Raw genomic sequence first — 16,064 nt, forward strand, 5'->3', positions numbered from 1 at the left:
ATGCGCAGAACCTGGACTCTCGCCCGAAAAATCAGCTTGTTGGCTATGTTGCTCACCAGTGTGGCGGTATTGGGTGCGGCCTTGGCGAGCACTTGGCAGCAGTACAACTACATCCGCAATCAAGTGAATAGCCAGTTGCAAATCCTCGCCGAAGCGACCGCGCTTAACCTTGCGGCGCCGAGTATGTTTAACGACAACGATGCTGCGCAGAAAACCCTTACCGCATTGCGCGTGGAGCCAAAAGTATTGGCGGCGCGGTTGATGCTCAACGACAAACAACAACTGGCCGAGTATCACGTTTATCAGGATCACCCCGTCGTAGGTGATACCCGGAAAATTATCGCCAAAGTGTTTTGGGAAGGCGAGCATCTGGGCCAATTGGAGCTGGATGTTACGCTCGACCCCTTGCGCGACCAGTTTTATGGGCAAGTGATTTGGGTTTTGATCATCGCCATGGTGGCGCTGTTGGTGTGCGGATTACTGACCTGGGCGCTGATTTCGTCGGTCTTGCGCCCCTTGGGTGTTCTGAGTGACGTTGCGCAAAAAGTGGGTGAGGAAGGTGAATACCAGGTGCGTGCACCTGCGCTCACTACGCGGGATGAAGTGGCGGCGCTGACCCGTCGTTTTAACACCATGCTCGACCGGATTGAGGTTCAGGATACCGAGCTGCGTCTCCATCAGGAGCAACTGGAGCAGCGCGTTCTTGCACGTACCATCGAGTTGCAAACCGCACGTGAGCAAGCTGATGCGGCCAACAAAGCCAAGAGTGATTTCCTCGCGGTGATGAGCCATGAAATCCGCACTCCATTGAACGGCATTATGGGTATGACAGGCCTATTGATGGATACAGATCTGGATGTCAAACAGCGGCGTTTTGCGCGCGTTGCACGTCGCTCCAGTGAAGATCTGTTGCTCATCATTAACGATATTCTCGACTTCTCCAAAATCGAAGCGGGCAAGCTGGAACTGGAAAGCCGTCCCTTCCAGTTAAATTTGCTGGTGGAAGATATCGCCGAGCGCTATGCGCCTATCGCCCAGGGGAAAAACCTCGAACTGCTGTGTAAAACACCTTTGCCGCCACTTTCGGTAGTCGGGGATTCGGCGCGTTTGGGGCAGGTCATCACCAATTTGCTCAGCAATGCGATCAAATTTACCGAGGCAGGTGAAGTGACTATTGATGTCCAGTTCATCGCCGAGCGGGATGGAGTTGTGGAGTTGGAATTTGGTGTGCGCGATACCGGTATCGGCATCAGCCCCGAACAGCAAGCGCGTTTGTTCCAATCATTTACCCAAGCGGATTCCTCCATGGCGCGCAAGTACGGCGGCACCGGCTTGGGGTTGACCATTTCCCAGCGTCTGGTGCAAATGATGGGCAGTGAAATTCATCTGCACAGCGAAGCGGACAAGGGCAGCTATTTCAGCTTCCGCCTACAGCTTCCGCTGGTAAATGATCCGCGTGATTTCCAATTGGTCAGCGGCTTCGGTCAATTGCATACGCTGGTGGTAGATGACAATCCAACCAATCGCGAAATTCTCGAATACTGGCTGCAATCCTGGGGCATGGCGCCGGTGATGGCGGCATCCGCAACTGAAGCACTTGCGCTCTTACATCAACACGCCCAAGCAGGCACACCTTTTGGCTTGATGCTCACTGACTGGTGCATGCCGGATATGGATGGCGGGCAGCTGCTTGATGCGGTTGCGGCTGATGTCAGTTTCAATAACTTGGCGATTATCGTGCTGAGTTCAGCAGGTATGGCAGCGCGCCCGGAAATTGCAGAGCGCGCACCCCTGCTGCTAAAACCGGTGCGCCAATCGGAGTTACACAATTTGATCGCGCAAGTGATTGCCGGCGATTTAACGCGCAAATTCCACAGCATCGATTCCATTACCAATAGCGTCAATGGCAAGGCCTCGTTAATGGGGCGCGTGTTGCTCGCCGAAGACAATCCGGTCAATCAAGAAGTTGCATGCGCAATGTTGCAGCGCATGGGGCTGAGCATGAAGATCGCCAACAACGGCCGTGAAGCGTTTGATTTGCTGCAGCTGGAAAGTTTTGATTTGGTGTTGATGGATTGCCAAATGCCGATCATGGATGGTTTTGAAGCGACGGAAAGTATCCGCGCGCGCGAAGCTGAACTGAATTTGCCTGCAATTCCGATTGTTGCACTTACCGCCAACGCAATCAGCGGCGACCGTGAGCATTGCCTTGCGCGTGGAATGGACGATTATCTCAGCAAGCCTTTTTCACAAGACCAATTGCATGAATTGCTAGCGCGTTGGCTACCGGAGCGGCAAGTGGCTACAGCATCTACAACTGCAGGTGCAGGAACCTCTTCTGTCACTTGGCCTGGAAGACCGGCCGCCGCCGCGCAAAATCCATTACTGGATTCGCCAGTGGAAATTGATATGCAAGTAATCCGGCAATTGCGCGAACTGCGTGAAGGTTTATTGCCGCGCATTATCGAATTATTTCGCAGCAGCAGCCCGGCGTTGATCGCGCAATTGCAAACGGCAGTCGCTAATCAGGATGCCGATCTGCTGTATAAAACTGCGCACAATTTTAAAAACAGTGCGGCCAATCTCGGTTTAGTTGAACTGGCCACGGCTTGTCGCGAATGCGAAGCCCGTGCGCGTCAAGGTGACATGGGGCAGGCCGAGCAACACATGCAAAGTATCCAAACACTTTACGGCTTATCGCTACAGGGTCTGGCTGAACTGGAGCGAGGGGAGCAGCGCGCGTGAAAGAATTGAAACCTATGGGGATTGCTCCCGGTGCCGACATTCTGGTGTTAGTAGTTGAGGACGATGAAGCTGCGCGTCTCACGACCAGCATTACACTTGAGCGCGCCGGTTATCGTGTAATTGAAGCCGCTGATTGCGCCAGTGCACGCGCGCGTTTTGAAGAGCAAAAACCGGATCTCATTCTGCTCGATGTGCTTTTGCCTGATGGCGATGGTTTCAGTTTGTGCCGTGAATTTTTAGCGCATCCACGCGGCCGCGATTTACCTATCGCCATGGTGACGGGGCTGGATGATGTCAATTCTATCCATCAAGCCTATGAATCCGGCGCAACGGATTTTATTACCAAACCTGTCAGTTGGGGCACGCTGCCATATCGCATTCAATTTATTTTGCGCGCGAATCAGGCGTTCAACGATGTAAGTGTGAGCGAAGGAAAAACCCGCGCATTACTCGCCGGTATTCCCGACATCATTATGCGCATTGATCGCGATGGTCATGTGATCGATATGCAAGTCGGTGCATACGTTAACGATATGGAAGAGTGGGTGGTCTATGATCCGGCAACCGGAGAAGGCCATTTACCGGGGCCGGTTTATCGCATATTAGCACCGCACATTCGCCGCGTGTTTGCCGGTAAAGGCGAGCAATTGGTTGAGTTCGATTGGTCGCAAACCCAGAAAAAAGCGCGCACCTGGGAGACCCGCGTCATTCTGCGCGAGCAGAACGAAGTGGTGATGGTGATCCGCGATATTACCCAGCGCAAACAACAGGAAGCAGAGTTGCGGTTATGGGCAAAAGTATTTGAAGGCAGCAACGAAGGTATTCTGGTTACTGATGCCAATTTGAAAATTATCCTCGTGAATAAAACCTATGAAAAAATCATGGGCTTTAGCGAAGAAGAAGTCTTGGGTGTGGATACGATTAACGTTGGCACCCAACTGCATTCACACAGTTTTTTCCGCAATCTGGTTTCCGTGTTAAAAGAGCGTGGTTACTGGCAAGGCGAATTAGTTAACAAACGCAAAAACGGGGAGAAATTCCCGACCTGGTATTCCATCAGCCAGGTGTTAAATAGCGATGGACAGCCGGAAAATTACATCGCCATTTTCAGTGATATTTCCGAGCGCAAAAAATCCCGTGAGCGCATCGATTTTCTCGCCCATCACGACAGCCTCACTGAGTTGCCCAACCGCGCTCTGCTGAATGATCGTTTGGAAATGGCGATCAACACCGCGAAGCGCCGCAATGAAAAAGTCGGATTGTTGTTTATCGATCTTGACCGTTTTAAAAATATTAACGACTCACTCGGCCATGCGGCGGGCGATCAGATTTTGCGCCAAACCGCCGCGCGCTTAAGTGCAGCAATCCGCACCGACGATACAGTCGCGCGTTTGGGTGGCGATGAATTTGTGGTGCTCTTGCCGCGTGTACGCGATGAGCGCAGCCTCGCAGAAGTCGCGATTAAATTGCGCGAGGAATTATTGCTGCCGTATATTCTTGAGGACATGCCGCTGCATTTGAGTCCGAGTATCGGTATCGCAGTTTATCCTGATGACGGCGATACGCCCAGCACGCTGATTAAAAATGCCGATGCGGCTATGTATCTCGCGAAAGAAAAAGGGCGCAACAATTACCAGTTCTACACGCCGGTGTTAAACGCGCGCACGCTCGATCGTTTAAAACTGGAATACGATCTGCGTTCAGCGCTTGAACACGGTCAGTTTGAGTTGCATTACCAGCCGCAAATTATTGCGGGCAGTAAACAATTGTATGGTGCAGAAGCTTTGGTGCGCTGGCGTCATCCGGAGCGCGGGTTGGTGCCGCCCAATCATTTTATTCCGCTGGCGGAAGAAATCGGTTTGATTATCCCACTCGGTTCATGGGTAATTGCGGAGGCCGCGCGGCAAGTCAATGCCTGGCAACAAGCCGGATTTGCGGATCTGGTAATCAGCGTAAATATTTCTGCGTTGCAATTCCATCAAGCGGGATTCCTCGCCGAAGTACAAAGTTTGGTTGCCGAGGCGGGCACCAAACCCAGTTCACTCGAATTGGAATTGACCGAATCCATGTTGATGAGCGACATGGAAGTATCTATTCAAGTGTTGCAGGCGTTCCGCGATTTGGGCTACCGCATTGCTATCGACGACTTCGGCACCGGTTTTTCCTGTCTCAATTATTTACGCCGTTTGCCCGCCAATATTCTCAAGATCGATCAATCTTTTGTGCGCGATATGCAATCCGACAGTGCATCACTCGCGATTGTGACTTCCATTATTCGCTTGGCTGATTCGCTCGGGATGGAGACGATTGCAGAAGGTGTTGAAACGGCCGAAGAGTCCGCGTTGCTGGCAAGCCAGGGTTGTCGTTTGATGCAGGGCTACCACTTTTCCAAACCGCTACCGCCGGCGCAGTTTGAGGTTTGGTTGAAACAATGGTTGGCGACTGAATGATGCAAGGCTGTAGCAAGACTGCGTGTGTATTGTTAACCGGTTTTTTGTTGGGTTCGTTTTGCGTAAATGCAACCGCAGCCGATTTTTTGGAAATGGATTTGGAGCAATTGCTGCAAGTCAGCATCACCGGATCAACCTTGCGCGATGAAGCATTAAAAACAGTTCCCTCGGCAGTGACGGTATTTACCCACGAGCAGATCGCTGTTTTGGGGGTGGATTATCTTTACGAATTACTCAATCTGGTTCCTGCCTATCAAGTCAGTCGTGTTGGCGATAACGCGGTCAATTACACCTACAGCGCACGCGGTCGACGCAACAGCTCGCAAGCACGCGAAATTTTAGTGCTGGTCGATGGTCGACTTTTTTCCAATCCGCGCACCGGCAGTAGCGATGCAGTTATCCCGTTTTTCCCTGTGGCGCAAATCGAGCGGGTTGAAGTCATTCGCGGCCCGGGTTCAGCGCTTTATGGTTCAAGTGCATTTACCGGCGTAATCAATATCATCACTCGCAAACGCGCAAAAGAAGTGAAGCTGACGCTTGGTTCTGATCAGCGGCGCAGTGTGGATTTATTGTGGGGGCAGGAAAGTGGCTATTGGGAAACTTCGCTCTATGCCCATGCCCAAAAAGACGCTGGACAGGATTACGGATTACACGATCTGTACTCTACCCAACTGACGCCCAGTGGCGATGCAGCGCAAAGTACCAATCTGGATGTGGGCATTCGATACCAACGCACGCAATTGCGCATCACCGATAACCATTCCGACTCGGATGATTTTTATTCGCTGGAGCGAGTGCGAAACGATTTCAACAACAATGGCCAAGGCTTTACCCAATTGAGTGTGGAGCAAGGTTTTAATGTGTTGCCGGAAGTGAAATCAACGCTCACGTTTGCGTACAGCCATGGCTATCAGCGCATACACACAGAAGTGGCGGACTATCGGTTATTGCAGGCGCAAAGCCAACCGCCCAGCGATGAACCTTTTCTGGTTCGCGCGCAAGTGAAAGGCGAGACTTACCGGCTGGCACTCGCAAATGATTGGACTATCAGTGATCACGCGAGCAGCCAATTCGGGATAGAAGTGCGTGAGGATGAAGAGATCTACGCGAAGGTTTACACCAATTACGATCTCGCCCAATATGTCGCGCGGGATTTTCCGATCCGCTATTACGGCGATGATTTACAGCGGGTCGCTATTGGCCGTGAAGAAGCGCAAAAGTCCATGGGCGTTTATGGCCAGTATTTGCATCAACTGGAGACGGGAACCAACCTGACGTTTGGATTGCGTTATGACGATTATCAGGGCATTGCCGATCATTTGAGTCCGCGTTTGGGCATAGTCCAGCAATTGACGGAGAACCACACGCTTAAATTGTTATACGGCGAAGCATTTCGCGCGCCGACGCTGAGCGAAACCGGTTTGATCAACAACACGCGGGTAGTGGGCAATCCTGATTTAAAACATGAGTTAGTCAAAACCTGGGATTTAATTTGGATGGGGAATTGGCAGCGCAGTAGTTTTAGTATCAACGGCTTTTACAGCCGTTACGATCAGCCGATTATTGCAGGTTTGCTGGGATCTACACGCACTTACATCAATAGCGATGGCGAAGAAAACAGCGGAATCAGTTTGGAAGCGAGCAGACAATTGAGCGATGCCTGGATTGCACGCATCACTTATACGCAGTACACCAAGTTGCCCGATTCTGCGTTGCGCGAGTCAGATGAAAAGTCGACCTTGATGCTCAACTACAAACAGCAGCAATGGAACTGGAATATCACGGCGATTTATCAGAATGAGCGCGAAACCCTCGCGCCGGGGACAACGCGAAATACTCTGGAAAGTGTTTGGTTGGTTAATAGCAAACTGGGTTATCAGTTAAGCCCGGAGTGGGGGATTAGCCTGCAAGCGAAAAACCTGTTCGATGAAACCTATTTCACACCGACCCAAGGCAACACTATCGCAGCAGGCATTCCCAATCGCGGTCGGGAATTGAGTTTGGGAGTCGATTGGCGCTGGTAGCATCCGGTATCGTCGACTAGTCTTTAGTAACAGAGGGATTTAGCTATGGTCAGGAACACACGTCACCTGCGTCAGCGCCGAACCCTGTGCTTCGGTGTCACGCTATTGAGCCTGCTCTCCGTTGGGAGTCGAGCAGATGACCTTGCATATCTCGAATTAAGCCTCGAACAATTACTCAATGTGCCTGTTACTGGCTCAACCCTGACCGAAGAAACCCTCAAAACCGTTCCCGCCGCTGTATCAGTATTTACCCGCGAGCACATTGATCGCTTGGGGATGGATTATCTCTACGAATTACTCAATCTGGTGCCCGGTTTCCAATTCGATCGCAACGCCAGCTCGGGCCTCGCTTACACCTACAGCGCACGGGGCAGACGCACCGCCCAGCAATCGCTGGAAGTGTTGTTGCTGATCGATGGCAAAGTCGTAAATGATCCGCGTGCTGGCAGCCCGGATATTACTCTGCCGCTTTATCCACTTTCGCGCATTGAACGGCTGGAAGTTATTCGCGGCCCGGGTTCTGCGCTTTACGGCAGCTCTGCATTTACGGGCGTTATCAATATAGTCACACGCAAACAGCAAAAGTCCCTCGCACTGGCATCCGGTTCGCAAGATCGTCGGCAAGTCGAAGGATTTTGGAGTCAATCAATCGGTGATTGGCAAGCGGATATTTTCGCTCATGCTTACAAAGATAACGGCGAGCAATTTTCAGTTACCGATACCTTCAATGGCCAACCTACACAAACCAGTGATCCGCGCGAGCAAGTTGCTGCTGACCTTTCGTTAAAGGGCGATAAAACTCGCATCGATTTTTCGTACAACCGCGCTAAAAGCAACGATTTTTATCAGTCCGATAATATCGCCAACGGATACAACGCCAGTGAGCGTGAGTTTGTGCATATTTCAATTGATCAGGGTTTTGAATGGATTCCCAATACCAAATCCCAAGTGACCTTGAGTTATCAGCAATTCAGTTACGATTTTAATTTGTTCGTCACCGGCCCCGGTGCATTGCGACCGGTCAGTCGCCCTAGCAGTGCAGAACCTTTTTGGGGGGATGCCACCCAAGCGGGTGATAGCTGGCGTTTTACCTTTGCGAATGATTGGGCCATCAACGACCGCTCCAGCGCGCAGTGGGGATTGCAGTGGGCGCGGCATGAAGAAACAGATGCGAAAGCGCGCGGCAATTTTGATTTGATCCAACTTAGCAACGCACAATTTCCTGTTACTTTTTACGGTGATGAAGGAAAATTATTTCCGTTAGGAACTAAAGAATCGCTCAGCAATGTCGGTGTTTACGCACAATATTTGTTGAACCTGCGGGATTCAACTCGCCTGACACTCGGTGGCCGTTACGATGAATATCCCGATATCACCGGCCGTTTAAGCCCGCGCTTGGGGGTGGTGGAGCAGCTGAATGATATTTACAGCGTGAAGTTGCTCTACGGCGAGGCCTTTCGCGCGCCGACACTGGCTGAAACGGGTTTGATTAATAATCCACTGCTGTTCGGCAACCCTGACCTCACGCACGAAATTGTCAAAACCTGGGATTTAATCCTGATGGGAAATTGGCAATCCACCAGCTTGAGTGTCGGCCTGTTTCAAAATCGCTACGAGCATCCAATTGAATCGGTTTTTATCGGCGCCGCGCGCACTTACCGCAATGGTGACGGTGAAAAAAGCCACGGTGTTGAAATTGAATGGTCGCAGGATATCTCTACTCACTGGTCACTGCGCTCTACTTTTACGCACATGCATTTACCCGATAGTGCCTTCCGCGAAGCAGAGCAGACAGCTTCGTTTGAAGTGGGCTACGCGGCAGAAAAATGGAATTGGAGTTTGCTCGGTTTTTATCAGGATGAGCGCCAAACACCCATCACCAGCACCACTGAACAGACGCTGGATGATTTCTGGATGTTGAATACCCAGTGGCAATATCAATTTAACGCGCGTTACGAACTGGGTTTGCAAATCAAGAATCTGACCAATGAAGAGATTGCTACTCCCGCCCAAAGCCTCGGAAAAATCGAGGGTATCCCTAACCGCGGCCGCGAATTCAGCGCGGAAGTAAAACTGCGGTTTTAGTTAATACATCTTTTATAAAAGCTCGCACCTTTCCCTGCGTGTATCTGATCCTCACTATTTGGAAGTAGGTTCTTATAGTGGAATAATCATTAATATGAATAAAACTGATAATTTTTGTATTAAAGGTGAAAATTTTTAATGTTATTATGGCGGATCAGTCCCACATGGAAAAGTTTACATGCTTGAAGTTCGTCATCTAAAAACGCTGATTGCACTGCGCGAGACCGGTAGTTTGGTCGAAGCTGCAGAGCGCCTGTTTCTGACCCAGTCGGCGCTCTCCCACCAGCTTAAAGAGTTGGAGTCGCGTTTGGAGTGTGAGTTATTTATCCGCAAAAGCCGCCCCTTGCGTTTTAGCGAAGCGGGCAAACGGTTGTTGCTGCTGGCCGACGAAGTAATTGCCAAAGTCAGTGAAGCCGAGCGCGATGTAAAAAAACTGGTGCACGGTGAAGCGGGGCGCTTGTACATGGCGATTGAGTGCCACAGCTGTTTTAACTGGCTGATGCCCACCATCGATATTTACCGCAATCAATGGCCGGGTATTGAGCTGGATTTTTCTGGCGGTTTCACTTTTGAGCCGTTGCCGGCATTGGCACAGGGCGATATTGATTTAGTGATCACCTCTGATCCGCAAGCGATTAAAGGGGTTGAGTATGTGCCGCTGTTTGGTTACGAAATGCAAATCGCTATCGCCAACCAGCATGCATTATCTGAAAAACAATTTTTACAGCCTGCTGATCTCGCTGATCAGGTACTGATTACTTATCCGGTTGCGCGCGATCGTCTGGATGTATTCAAGCAATTTTTGGAGCCGGCTGGTATTGAGCCTCAATCGGTGCGCACATCTGAATTAACTTTAATGATGGTGCAATTGGTGGCGAGTGGACGTGGTGTTTGCGCGCTGCCTAATTGGGTTCTCGCAGAATATGTGGCGCAGGGGTTAATCAGTGTGCGCTCGGCGGGCAAGTCTGGTATTTGGCCGACTCTTTACGCTGCAGTGCGTGAAGAACAATTAATGCTGCCATTTATTCAGGAGTTTTTGCAGCTGGCAAAAGCCCACTGCCTCAAAAATTTACAGGGCGTGGTGCAAGTTAATTAGGTTTTGCAGCGCGTAATAACTCTAATAATTTATTGTGTGGTACGGGGCGGGAAAATAAATATCCTTGCCCCATGTCGCAGCCACGGCTGGCTAGAAAATCGCGCTGGCTCTCTTCTTCAATCCCTTCGCCGACAATTTTCATTGGGATAATTTTACTCAAGCCGATAATCGCATTGACCATTTCATCGTGCTCTTTTGCCTCACCAATCCGGCTGACAAATGAACGGTCGATTTTTAAATAATGGGGCGCAAAGCGCACGATATAGCTGAGCGACGAATAGCCAACGCCAAAGTCGTCCAGTGAAATACGGATGCCGATATTTTTTAATGCGCTGATTTGCTCCAGATTATTTTCGGTATTTTCCAAAAACATTTGCTCGGTAATTTCTACTATTAATTTTTCCGCGGGAAGTTGCGAACTTGCGAGCGCTTTGGTAAATACATCCAATAAATTATTTTGCTCAAATTGTCGGACAGAAACGTTAATGGAAACATTAATTGGAAAGCCAGCTTCTTTCCATTCAGCAGCATCCGCACAGGCCTGTTTTATCACCCAATCCCCAATGGGGATGATCATGCCGTTCTCTTGGGCGTAAGGAATAAAGTCATTCGGCGGAACCATTCCCCGTGTAGGGTGATGCCAGCGCAATAAAGCTTCTGCCGATGCAATCTGATTAGTTTTTAAATTAATAATTGGCTGATAATAAAGCTCAAATTCGTGATTGGTGATTGCCTTGCGCAAGTCATTGTCCAAACGCAGTCGGTTGTGTACATATTCGGTCAACTCTTTGCGATACAGTTGGCTGCAGCCGCGACCTTTTGCTTTTGCCTCATAGAGTGCGCTGTCGGCGTTGCGCAATAAGGTTTTGGCATCATCACCATCAGTAGGGTAGAGCGCGATACCAAAGCTCATACCTACATGGACCTTGTTCACACCAAGCCGGATCGGTTTGCTGATTCTTTTAATTAATTTTTCTGCGACTTTAACAACACCTTCAAATTTGGTTGCATCTTGCAAAAGAACAACAAATTCGTCACCACCCAGGCGACAAATACTGTCTTCTTCACGTAGGGTTTTTTGTAAGCGGCGCGCAACTGTTTTCAAGAGCAAGTCACCGGCTTCGTGGCCTAAACCATCATTTATTTTTTTAAAATGATCCAGATCGCCAAATAACACGGCAAAAGGCGCCGAACTACGGCGGGATTTTTGGATCAAGAATTCAATTCCCTCATGTAACTTCGCACGATTTCCCAAGCCGGTAAGCGGATCATAGTGCGCCAGCCTGATGAGCTGCGACTCGTAAAGTTTACGTTCTGATAAGTCATAAATTTGCAGCAAATAGCAGGGTTCGCCAATCGCTTTGTTGATAAATGCCAAGCTAATTAATACTGGTACGGCGCGACCATCACGTGCAAGCAAGCGCAATTCATATTGTGCGAAAGCTATTTTTTCGCTGCGCAACTTCTCTAGCTGAAATTGCATGGTGCTGGCATCGTCGGGATAAATAAATGCAGATAAATCAGGCACTGCAATTCTGCCGGATTCGCAAGAATATCCGAGCAATTTTCCTAATGCGGGATTTGCCTGCAGTATAGTCCCGTTGACGCTCACCATTGCCATGCCCAAAGGGGCGTAATCAAATGCGGTATGGAAAAGTTGTTCGCTATTGCTCAGAGCTTGGCGGGTTAGCTCAATATCGGTGATGTCGGTATTGCTACCTAACCAACGCACAATTTCATTTTTTTCATTGCGTTGGGGCATGGCCCGCGTATCAAACCAGCGGTATTCACCTTCATGGCTGCGGATGCGTACAACGATAAGCATTTCGTTGCCGCTATCAACTGCTAGGGTCCAAGCTTGCATCAGTTTTTCGCGATCCTCAGGATGCACTTGCTCAAGCCAGCCGTAATTTAATTGCTCCTGCTCACTGATGCCGGTGTATTTGCACCAGCGTTGATTTAAAAAATCGCACCGCCCATCGGGCAAACAGGTCCATGCAAGTTGTGGCAGACCTTCGGCGAGTTGGTTAAAGCGGATGCGATCTTCTTTTAATAAACGTTCCGATTCTGCCCACTGCAAACTTGCTTGCACGGTGGTGAAAAGTTGGTTGGCATCCAGATGGCGCTTGGGTAAATAATCGAATACGCCATCGCGCATGACATCGGCAATAATGCGCTCATCGCTGTTGCCGCTGATCATGATGATCGGTGTTGGTGCGTTGCGATGGCTTTGGATTTTATTGATTAATTCCGAACCCATTGCATCTTTGAGTTGGTAATCCAGAATGGCGCAATCAAATTGTTGTTGGTTAATTAGTGTCAGCGTTTGTGCGGCAGAGTTTGCTTCTACAATGGTAAGTTTGAGCAGGGTTTGTTTGAGTAAGCGCAGGATTTTTTCAAGATCCACATCGTCATCTTCCACCAGGAGAAGATTGATCGATTTTTCTGATACTTGTTCGTGTATCATCGCTGTTCCCTTTGCGCGTTTGATCAGCTGGGTAATGCAACGGTGCTACGGTAACTATCGAGCAATGTTGCCAGTTTTGCGAATTGTGGGCCGACTGCAGATTTGACCATATAGCCCGCAATGTTTTCGTTGTATGCACGGGTTCTGTCTGATTCAAAATCAGAGGTGGTCAATACAAATACGATAGAGTCGTGCAGGTTTTTATCGCTGCGGATTTCCTGCAAAAACTCAAACCCATCCATGCGCGGCATATTCAAATCCAAAAGGATTAAATAAGGTTTTTCTATTGTTAGATCGGCGTGAGAACGGCGCAATATTTCAAGAGCTTCAACACCGTCACGAGCCAGGGTGACTGGAAAATCAATGGTATTTTTGCGTAGGCTGCGCACTACAGATTCTGCGGCTACATCATCATCATCGACCAATAAAATATTGACTTTGGCTTGATTACTCATCGATATCTTTCCTCGCAAAGCGCGGCCACCACACATGAAAACTGCAGCCTTTGTTATCAGAATTGCTAATCAATTCAATTTGCCCTCCGTGACTTTCGGTAAGGCGTTTAGCCAATGCCAGGCCTATACCGCTGCCGCTGGCTTCGCTGTTGCCGAGTGTCTGGAATAAACGAAATACCCGTTCCTGTGCGCCCTTGGGGATGCCGGGGCCGTTGTCTACTACCTTAAATAAGCAGTAACTGCCGCTGGCTTCTGCACTAATAGTGATAATTGGGTTTTCACCGGTATGATGTTTTAACGCATTGCTAAATAAATTGCGCAACACTGTTTCAAGCGGAATTTTTGCAGCTTTGATTTCATTGATGCTGATGTCCTGGAAAATCTGAAATCCGGCAGGAATAGGGTGCATGTCGATAATGCCAGCGATCAGTGCGTGTACATCAATAGCGGCAGATTCCTTCGCGCGTTTGCCCGCGCGCGCGTACAACAATAGATCTTCGATCAATTGTTCCATGCGCCCGATACGCACCTTGATGCGCTCAATATTTTTCACCACAGGTTCGGGCGCGGTATTGTTCAGGTCTTCACTAATCCACTCAACTAAATCGCTAATGCCGCGCAGGGGCGACTTTAAATCGTGCGAGGCAACGTAAGTGAACTCTTCCAGATGTGCATTGGCTTGTTTAAGGTTTAGTTCCAAGCGTTTGCGTTCGGAAATATCTGTTACCACGGCGAGGGTGAGGTTGCCCATATCACTTTCAACCGGACTCAAACCAATCTCAATGGGAATTTCGGTTCCGCTTTTATGTCTACCTGTTAAATCGCGTCCCAATCCCATGGCTCGTAAGCTGGGTTTTTGCAAATAGCCGAGGCGGAGTTTTTCGTGGCCATCTCGATAGCGTTCGGGTAATAAAATATCCATGGATTTTCCAAGCAGTTCTTCTTTGTTGTAACCAAAGAGTTTTAACAAGCTGGGATTGATTAATTGGATTACACCGCGTTCGTCCACCAATAATTGGCCATAGGGTGATGCGTCGATAATTTTGGCTAGACGTTCTTCCAGTTGTTTGCGGCGGGAGATATTGACGATGGTCGCTACAATCAATTGTTCGCCATCGGCAACAAGTGAACGCAATCCGATTTCCAGTGGAAACTCCGAGTTGTCTTTGCGTTTGCCGTAGAGGTCGCGTCCGGCGCCCATGTAGCGGGTAGAGGGGTTGTCGATGTAGCCCTGGCGCAGTTGTGCATGGTGACGGCTAAACCGGTCTGGCAACAGCAGGTCGATACTTTGCCCAAGCAGTTCGCCTCGGCTGTAGCCGAACAGACTTTCTGCTTCCTCATTTAAATAATTAATGCGCCCATTTTGATGGGTCACAATAATGCCTGCAGGCACGGCATCCAGCAGGTCTTTAATGTAGTTGGGATTACTTTTGGTATTGTCCTGCAGTGACATCCTGAATCAACTCCATTAGCACGGTCACTTTCCAAACCTTTAAGGTTGAGTATAGGCAGCGGCGCGGAAATGGGCGGGCAGGAGCGGGGTAAAACAGAGTGTTTTTCAGAGCGATTAGTAATTAGCTCATCTATTGATAGCGCGTTTGTATATCAACTCTATTGCTGGATGAGTGAGGGTTAGATGAATGAGAGTTAAATAAAAACGCCAGCAAGATTGCTGGCGTTTTTTGGATTTGCTCAAAGCGCTTTGCGATTAGGCAAGTGCTTTCAATGCTGCGTCGTAGTTTGGCTCGTGCGCAACTTCGCTCACCAATTCGGTGTGCAGTACTTTACCTTCTTCGTTCAGCACCACAACTGCGCGTGCAGTCAGACCAGTCAGTGGACCGTCTACCAATTTTACGCCGTAGTCTGCTGCGAAATTTGAGCGGAAAGCAGAGGCCGGGATTACTTTATCCAAACCTTCGGCACCGCAGAAGCGCGCCAGGGCGAATGGCAAATCTTGCGATGCGCAAACAACAACAGTGTTATTCAGTGCGCTGGCTTGTGCATTGAATGTGCGTACTGATTGGGCACAGGTAGGAGTATCAACACTTGGGAAAATATTCAGTACTACACGTTTGCCCACCAGATCCGCTGAGGAAACCTCTGATAAATCTGTTTTCACCAATTTGAATTCAGGAGCTTTACTGCCCGCTGCTGGCAAGTTGCCGTTAGTGTTGAATGGGTTTCCTTTGAGGGTCACTGTTGCCATAGAAATGCTCCTGAACGATGGGATTGGATTGTTGTGGTTTTTGTCATGGAGAAAAACACTGTTTGAAGCCTAGTTGATAGTGGCAGAAAAAGGAATTGCAATGGGCGCCATGATAATAAAATCTTTCAATAACAAGAGATTGCTCTCTCCCGCTCAAATCCTGACCAGAAAAAAATTGTGCCTTGCATTGCTGGTGCAAACTGATGATAATGCGCGCCTCTTGTGCTTACCGTCCCATTTACTGGGATAGTTAACGCGAGCTGCAATGGTGATCTAGCCGGTCCCCTCGCAATAATGATCTGTAAACCCCGCCAGGCCCGGAAGGGAGCAACGGTAGCAGTAAGTTATGTGCCGGGGTGTGGCTGGTTAGGTTGCCTCCAATCTCTCCCCCGTTACGACCTGTATCTTTCCTTACTTAACTTGTCTGTTATTACGGCCATTCATGCCCGTTTTCGCCCCCTGTGTCGGTGTCTATTTCCGGCATTGCTCGCTATAATCGCGCCCTGTTTTTTGCAAACAGCCCCATTCTTTGACCC

At 49.4% G+C, this 16,064-nt stretch carries 9 protein-coding genes and 1 other RNA gene; 6 read left to right on the forward strand and 4 right to left on the reverse strand.

Features of this window, described 5'->3' with window-relative positions:
- From AAGC78_RS05285 to AAGC78_RS05305, 5 genes are all read left to right on the forward strand, one after another.
- Positions 1-2,745: a response regulator gene (locus tag AAGC78_RS05285; RefSeq protein ID WP_435783001.1), complete on the forward strand. Its 2,745-nt coding sequence runs from the start codon at positions 1-3 to the stop codon at positions 2,743-2,745.
- A complete protein-coding gene (locus AAGC78_RS05290) occupies positions 2,742-5,195 on the forward strand; it encodes a two-component system response regulator (protein WP_435783002.1) in 2,454 nt (817 codons plus the stop codon). Before AAGC78_RS05285 ends, AAGC78_RS05290 begins: the two co-directional genes overlap by 4 nt.
- Complete coding sequence (locus AAGC78_RS05295; protein WP_435783003.1) at positions 5,192-7,219, forward strand: TonB-dependent receptor plug domain-containing protein; 2,028 nt, start codon at positions 5,192-5,194, stop codon at positions 7,217-7,219. The genes AAGC78_RS05290 and AAGC78_RS05295 overlap by 4 nt, the downstream gene beginning before the upstream one ends.
- A 45-nt stretch (positions 7,220-7,264) precedes the next feature.
- On the forward strand, positions 7,265-9,304 hold the full coding sequence (locus AAGC78_RS05300) for a TonB-dependent receptor plug domain-containing protein (protein WP_435783004.1): 2,040 nt from the start codon (positions 7,265-7,267) through the stop codon (positions 9,302-9,304).
- A 178-nt stretch (positions 9,305-9,482) separates the two neighbouring features.
- Positions 9,483-10,400 carry a LysR family transcriptional regulator gene (locus tag AAGC78_RS05305; RefSeq protein WP_435783005.1) on the forward strand — a complete coding sequence of 306 codons (918 nt, stop codon included), beginning with the start codon at positions 9,483-9,485 and terminating at the stop codon, positions 10,398-10,400.
- Here the strand turns inward: AAGC78_RS05305 and AAGC78_RS05310 are convergent.
- From AAGC78_RS05310 to tpx, 4 genes are all read right to left on the reverse strand, one after another.
- The gene (locus AAGC78_RS05310) at positions 10,393-12,867 is read right to left on the reverse strand and encodes an EAL domain-containing protein (RefSeq protein ID WP_435783006.1); all 2,475 of its coding nucleotides are present in this window, start codon (positions 12,865-12,867) and stop codon (positions 10,393-10,395) included. The two genes, AAGC78_RS05305 and AAGC78_RS05310, sit on opposite strands and share 8 nt — an antisense overlap.
- 23 nt (positions 12,868-12,890) lie before the next feature.
- Positions 12,891-13,322 (reverse strand): response regulator, encoded by a 432-nt coding sequence (locus tag AAGC78_RS05315; protein WP_435783007.1) that lies wholly within the window; start codon positions 13,320-13,322, stop codon positions 12,891-12,893.
- Positions 13,315-14,775, reverse strand: coding sequence for a sensor histidine kinase (locus AAGC78_RS05320; RefSeq protein ID WP_435783008.1), 1,461 nt, complete (start codon positions 14,773-14,775; stop codon positions 13,315-13,317). Before AAGC78_RS05320 ends, AAGC78_RS05315 begins: the two co-directional genes overlap by 8 nt.
- Before the next feature lie 255 nt (positions 14,776-15,030).
- Positions 15,031-15,528, reverse strand: coding sequence for a thiol peroxidase (tpx, locus tag AAGC78_RS05325; RefSeq protein WP_435783009.1), 498 nt, complete (start codon positions 15,526-15,528; stop codon positions 15,031-15,033).
- A 275-nt stretch (positions 15,529-15,803) separates the two neighbouring features.
- On the opposite strand from tpx, the gene ffs reads away from it, so the two are divergent.
- Positions 15,804-15,899: signal recognition particle sRNA small type (ffs, locus tag AAGC78_RS05330), an RNA gene on the forward strand.
- Positions 15,900-16,064 lie beyond the last annotated feature (165 nt).

It is taken from the genome of Cellvibrio sp. (assembly GCF_039207905.1).
In the GTDB taxonomy this organism is placed as follows: Bacteria; Pseudomonadota; Gammaproteobacteria; order Pseudomonadales; family Cellvibrionaceae; genus Cellvibrio.

What these genes read in the sequence shown, in the direction of transcription:
- tpx (WP_435783009.1), bottom strand. Translation starts at nt 15,528, where the DNA reads ATGGCAACAGTGACCCTCAAAGGAAACCCATTCAACACTAACGGCAAC.
- AAGC78_RS05315 (WP_435783007.1), bottom strand. Translation starts at nt 13,322, where the DNA reads ATGAGTAATCAAGCCAAAGTCAATATTTTATTGGTCGATGATGATGAT.
- AAGC78_RS05305 (WP_435783005.1), top strand. Translation starts at nt 9,483, where the DNA reads ATGCTTGAAGTTCGTCATCTAAAAACGCTGATTGCACTGCGCGAGACC.
- AAGC78_RS05300 (WP_435783004.1), top strand. Translation starts at nt 7,265, where the DNA reads ATGGTCAGGAACACACGTCACCTGCGTCAGCGCCGAACCCTGTGCTTC.
- AAGC78_RS05285 (WP_435783001.1), top strand. Translation starts at nt 1, where the DNA reads ATGCGCAGAACCTGGACTCTCGCCCGAAAAATCAGCTTGTTGGCTATG.
- AAGC78_RS05295 (WP_435783003.1), top strand. Translation starts at nt 5,192, where the DNA reads ATGATGCAAGGCTGTAGCAAGACTGCGTGTGTATTGTTAACCGGTTTT.
- AAGC78_RS05310 (WP_435783006.1), bottom strand. Translation starts at nt 12,867, where the DNA reads ATGATACACGAACAAGTATCAGAAAAATCGATCAATCTTCTCCTGGTG.
- AAGC78_RS05320 (WP_435783008.1), bottom strand. Translation starts at nt 14,775, where the DNA reads ATGTCACTGCAGGACAATACCAAAAGTAATCCCAACTACATTAAAGAC.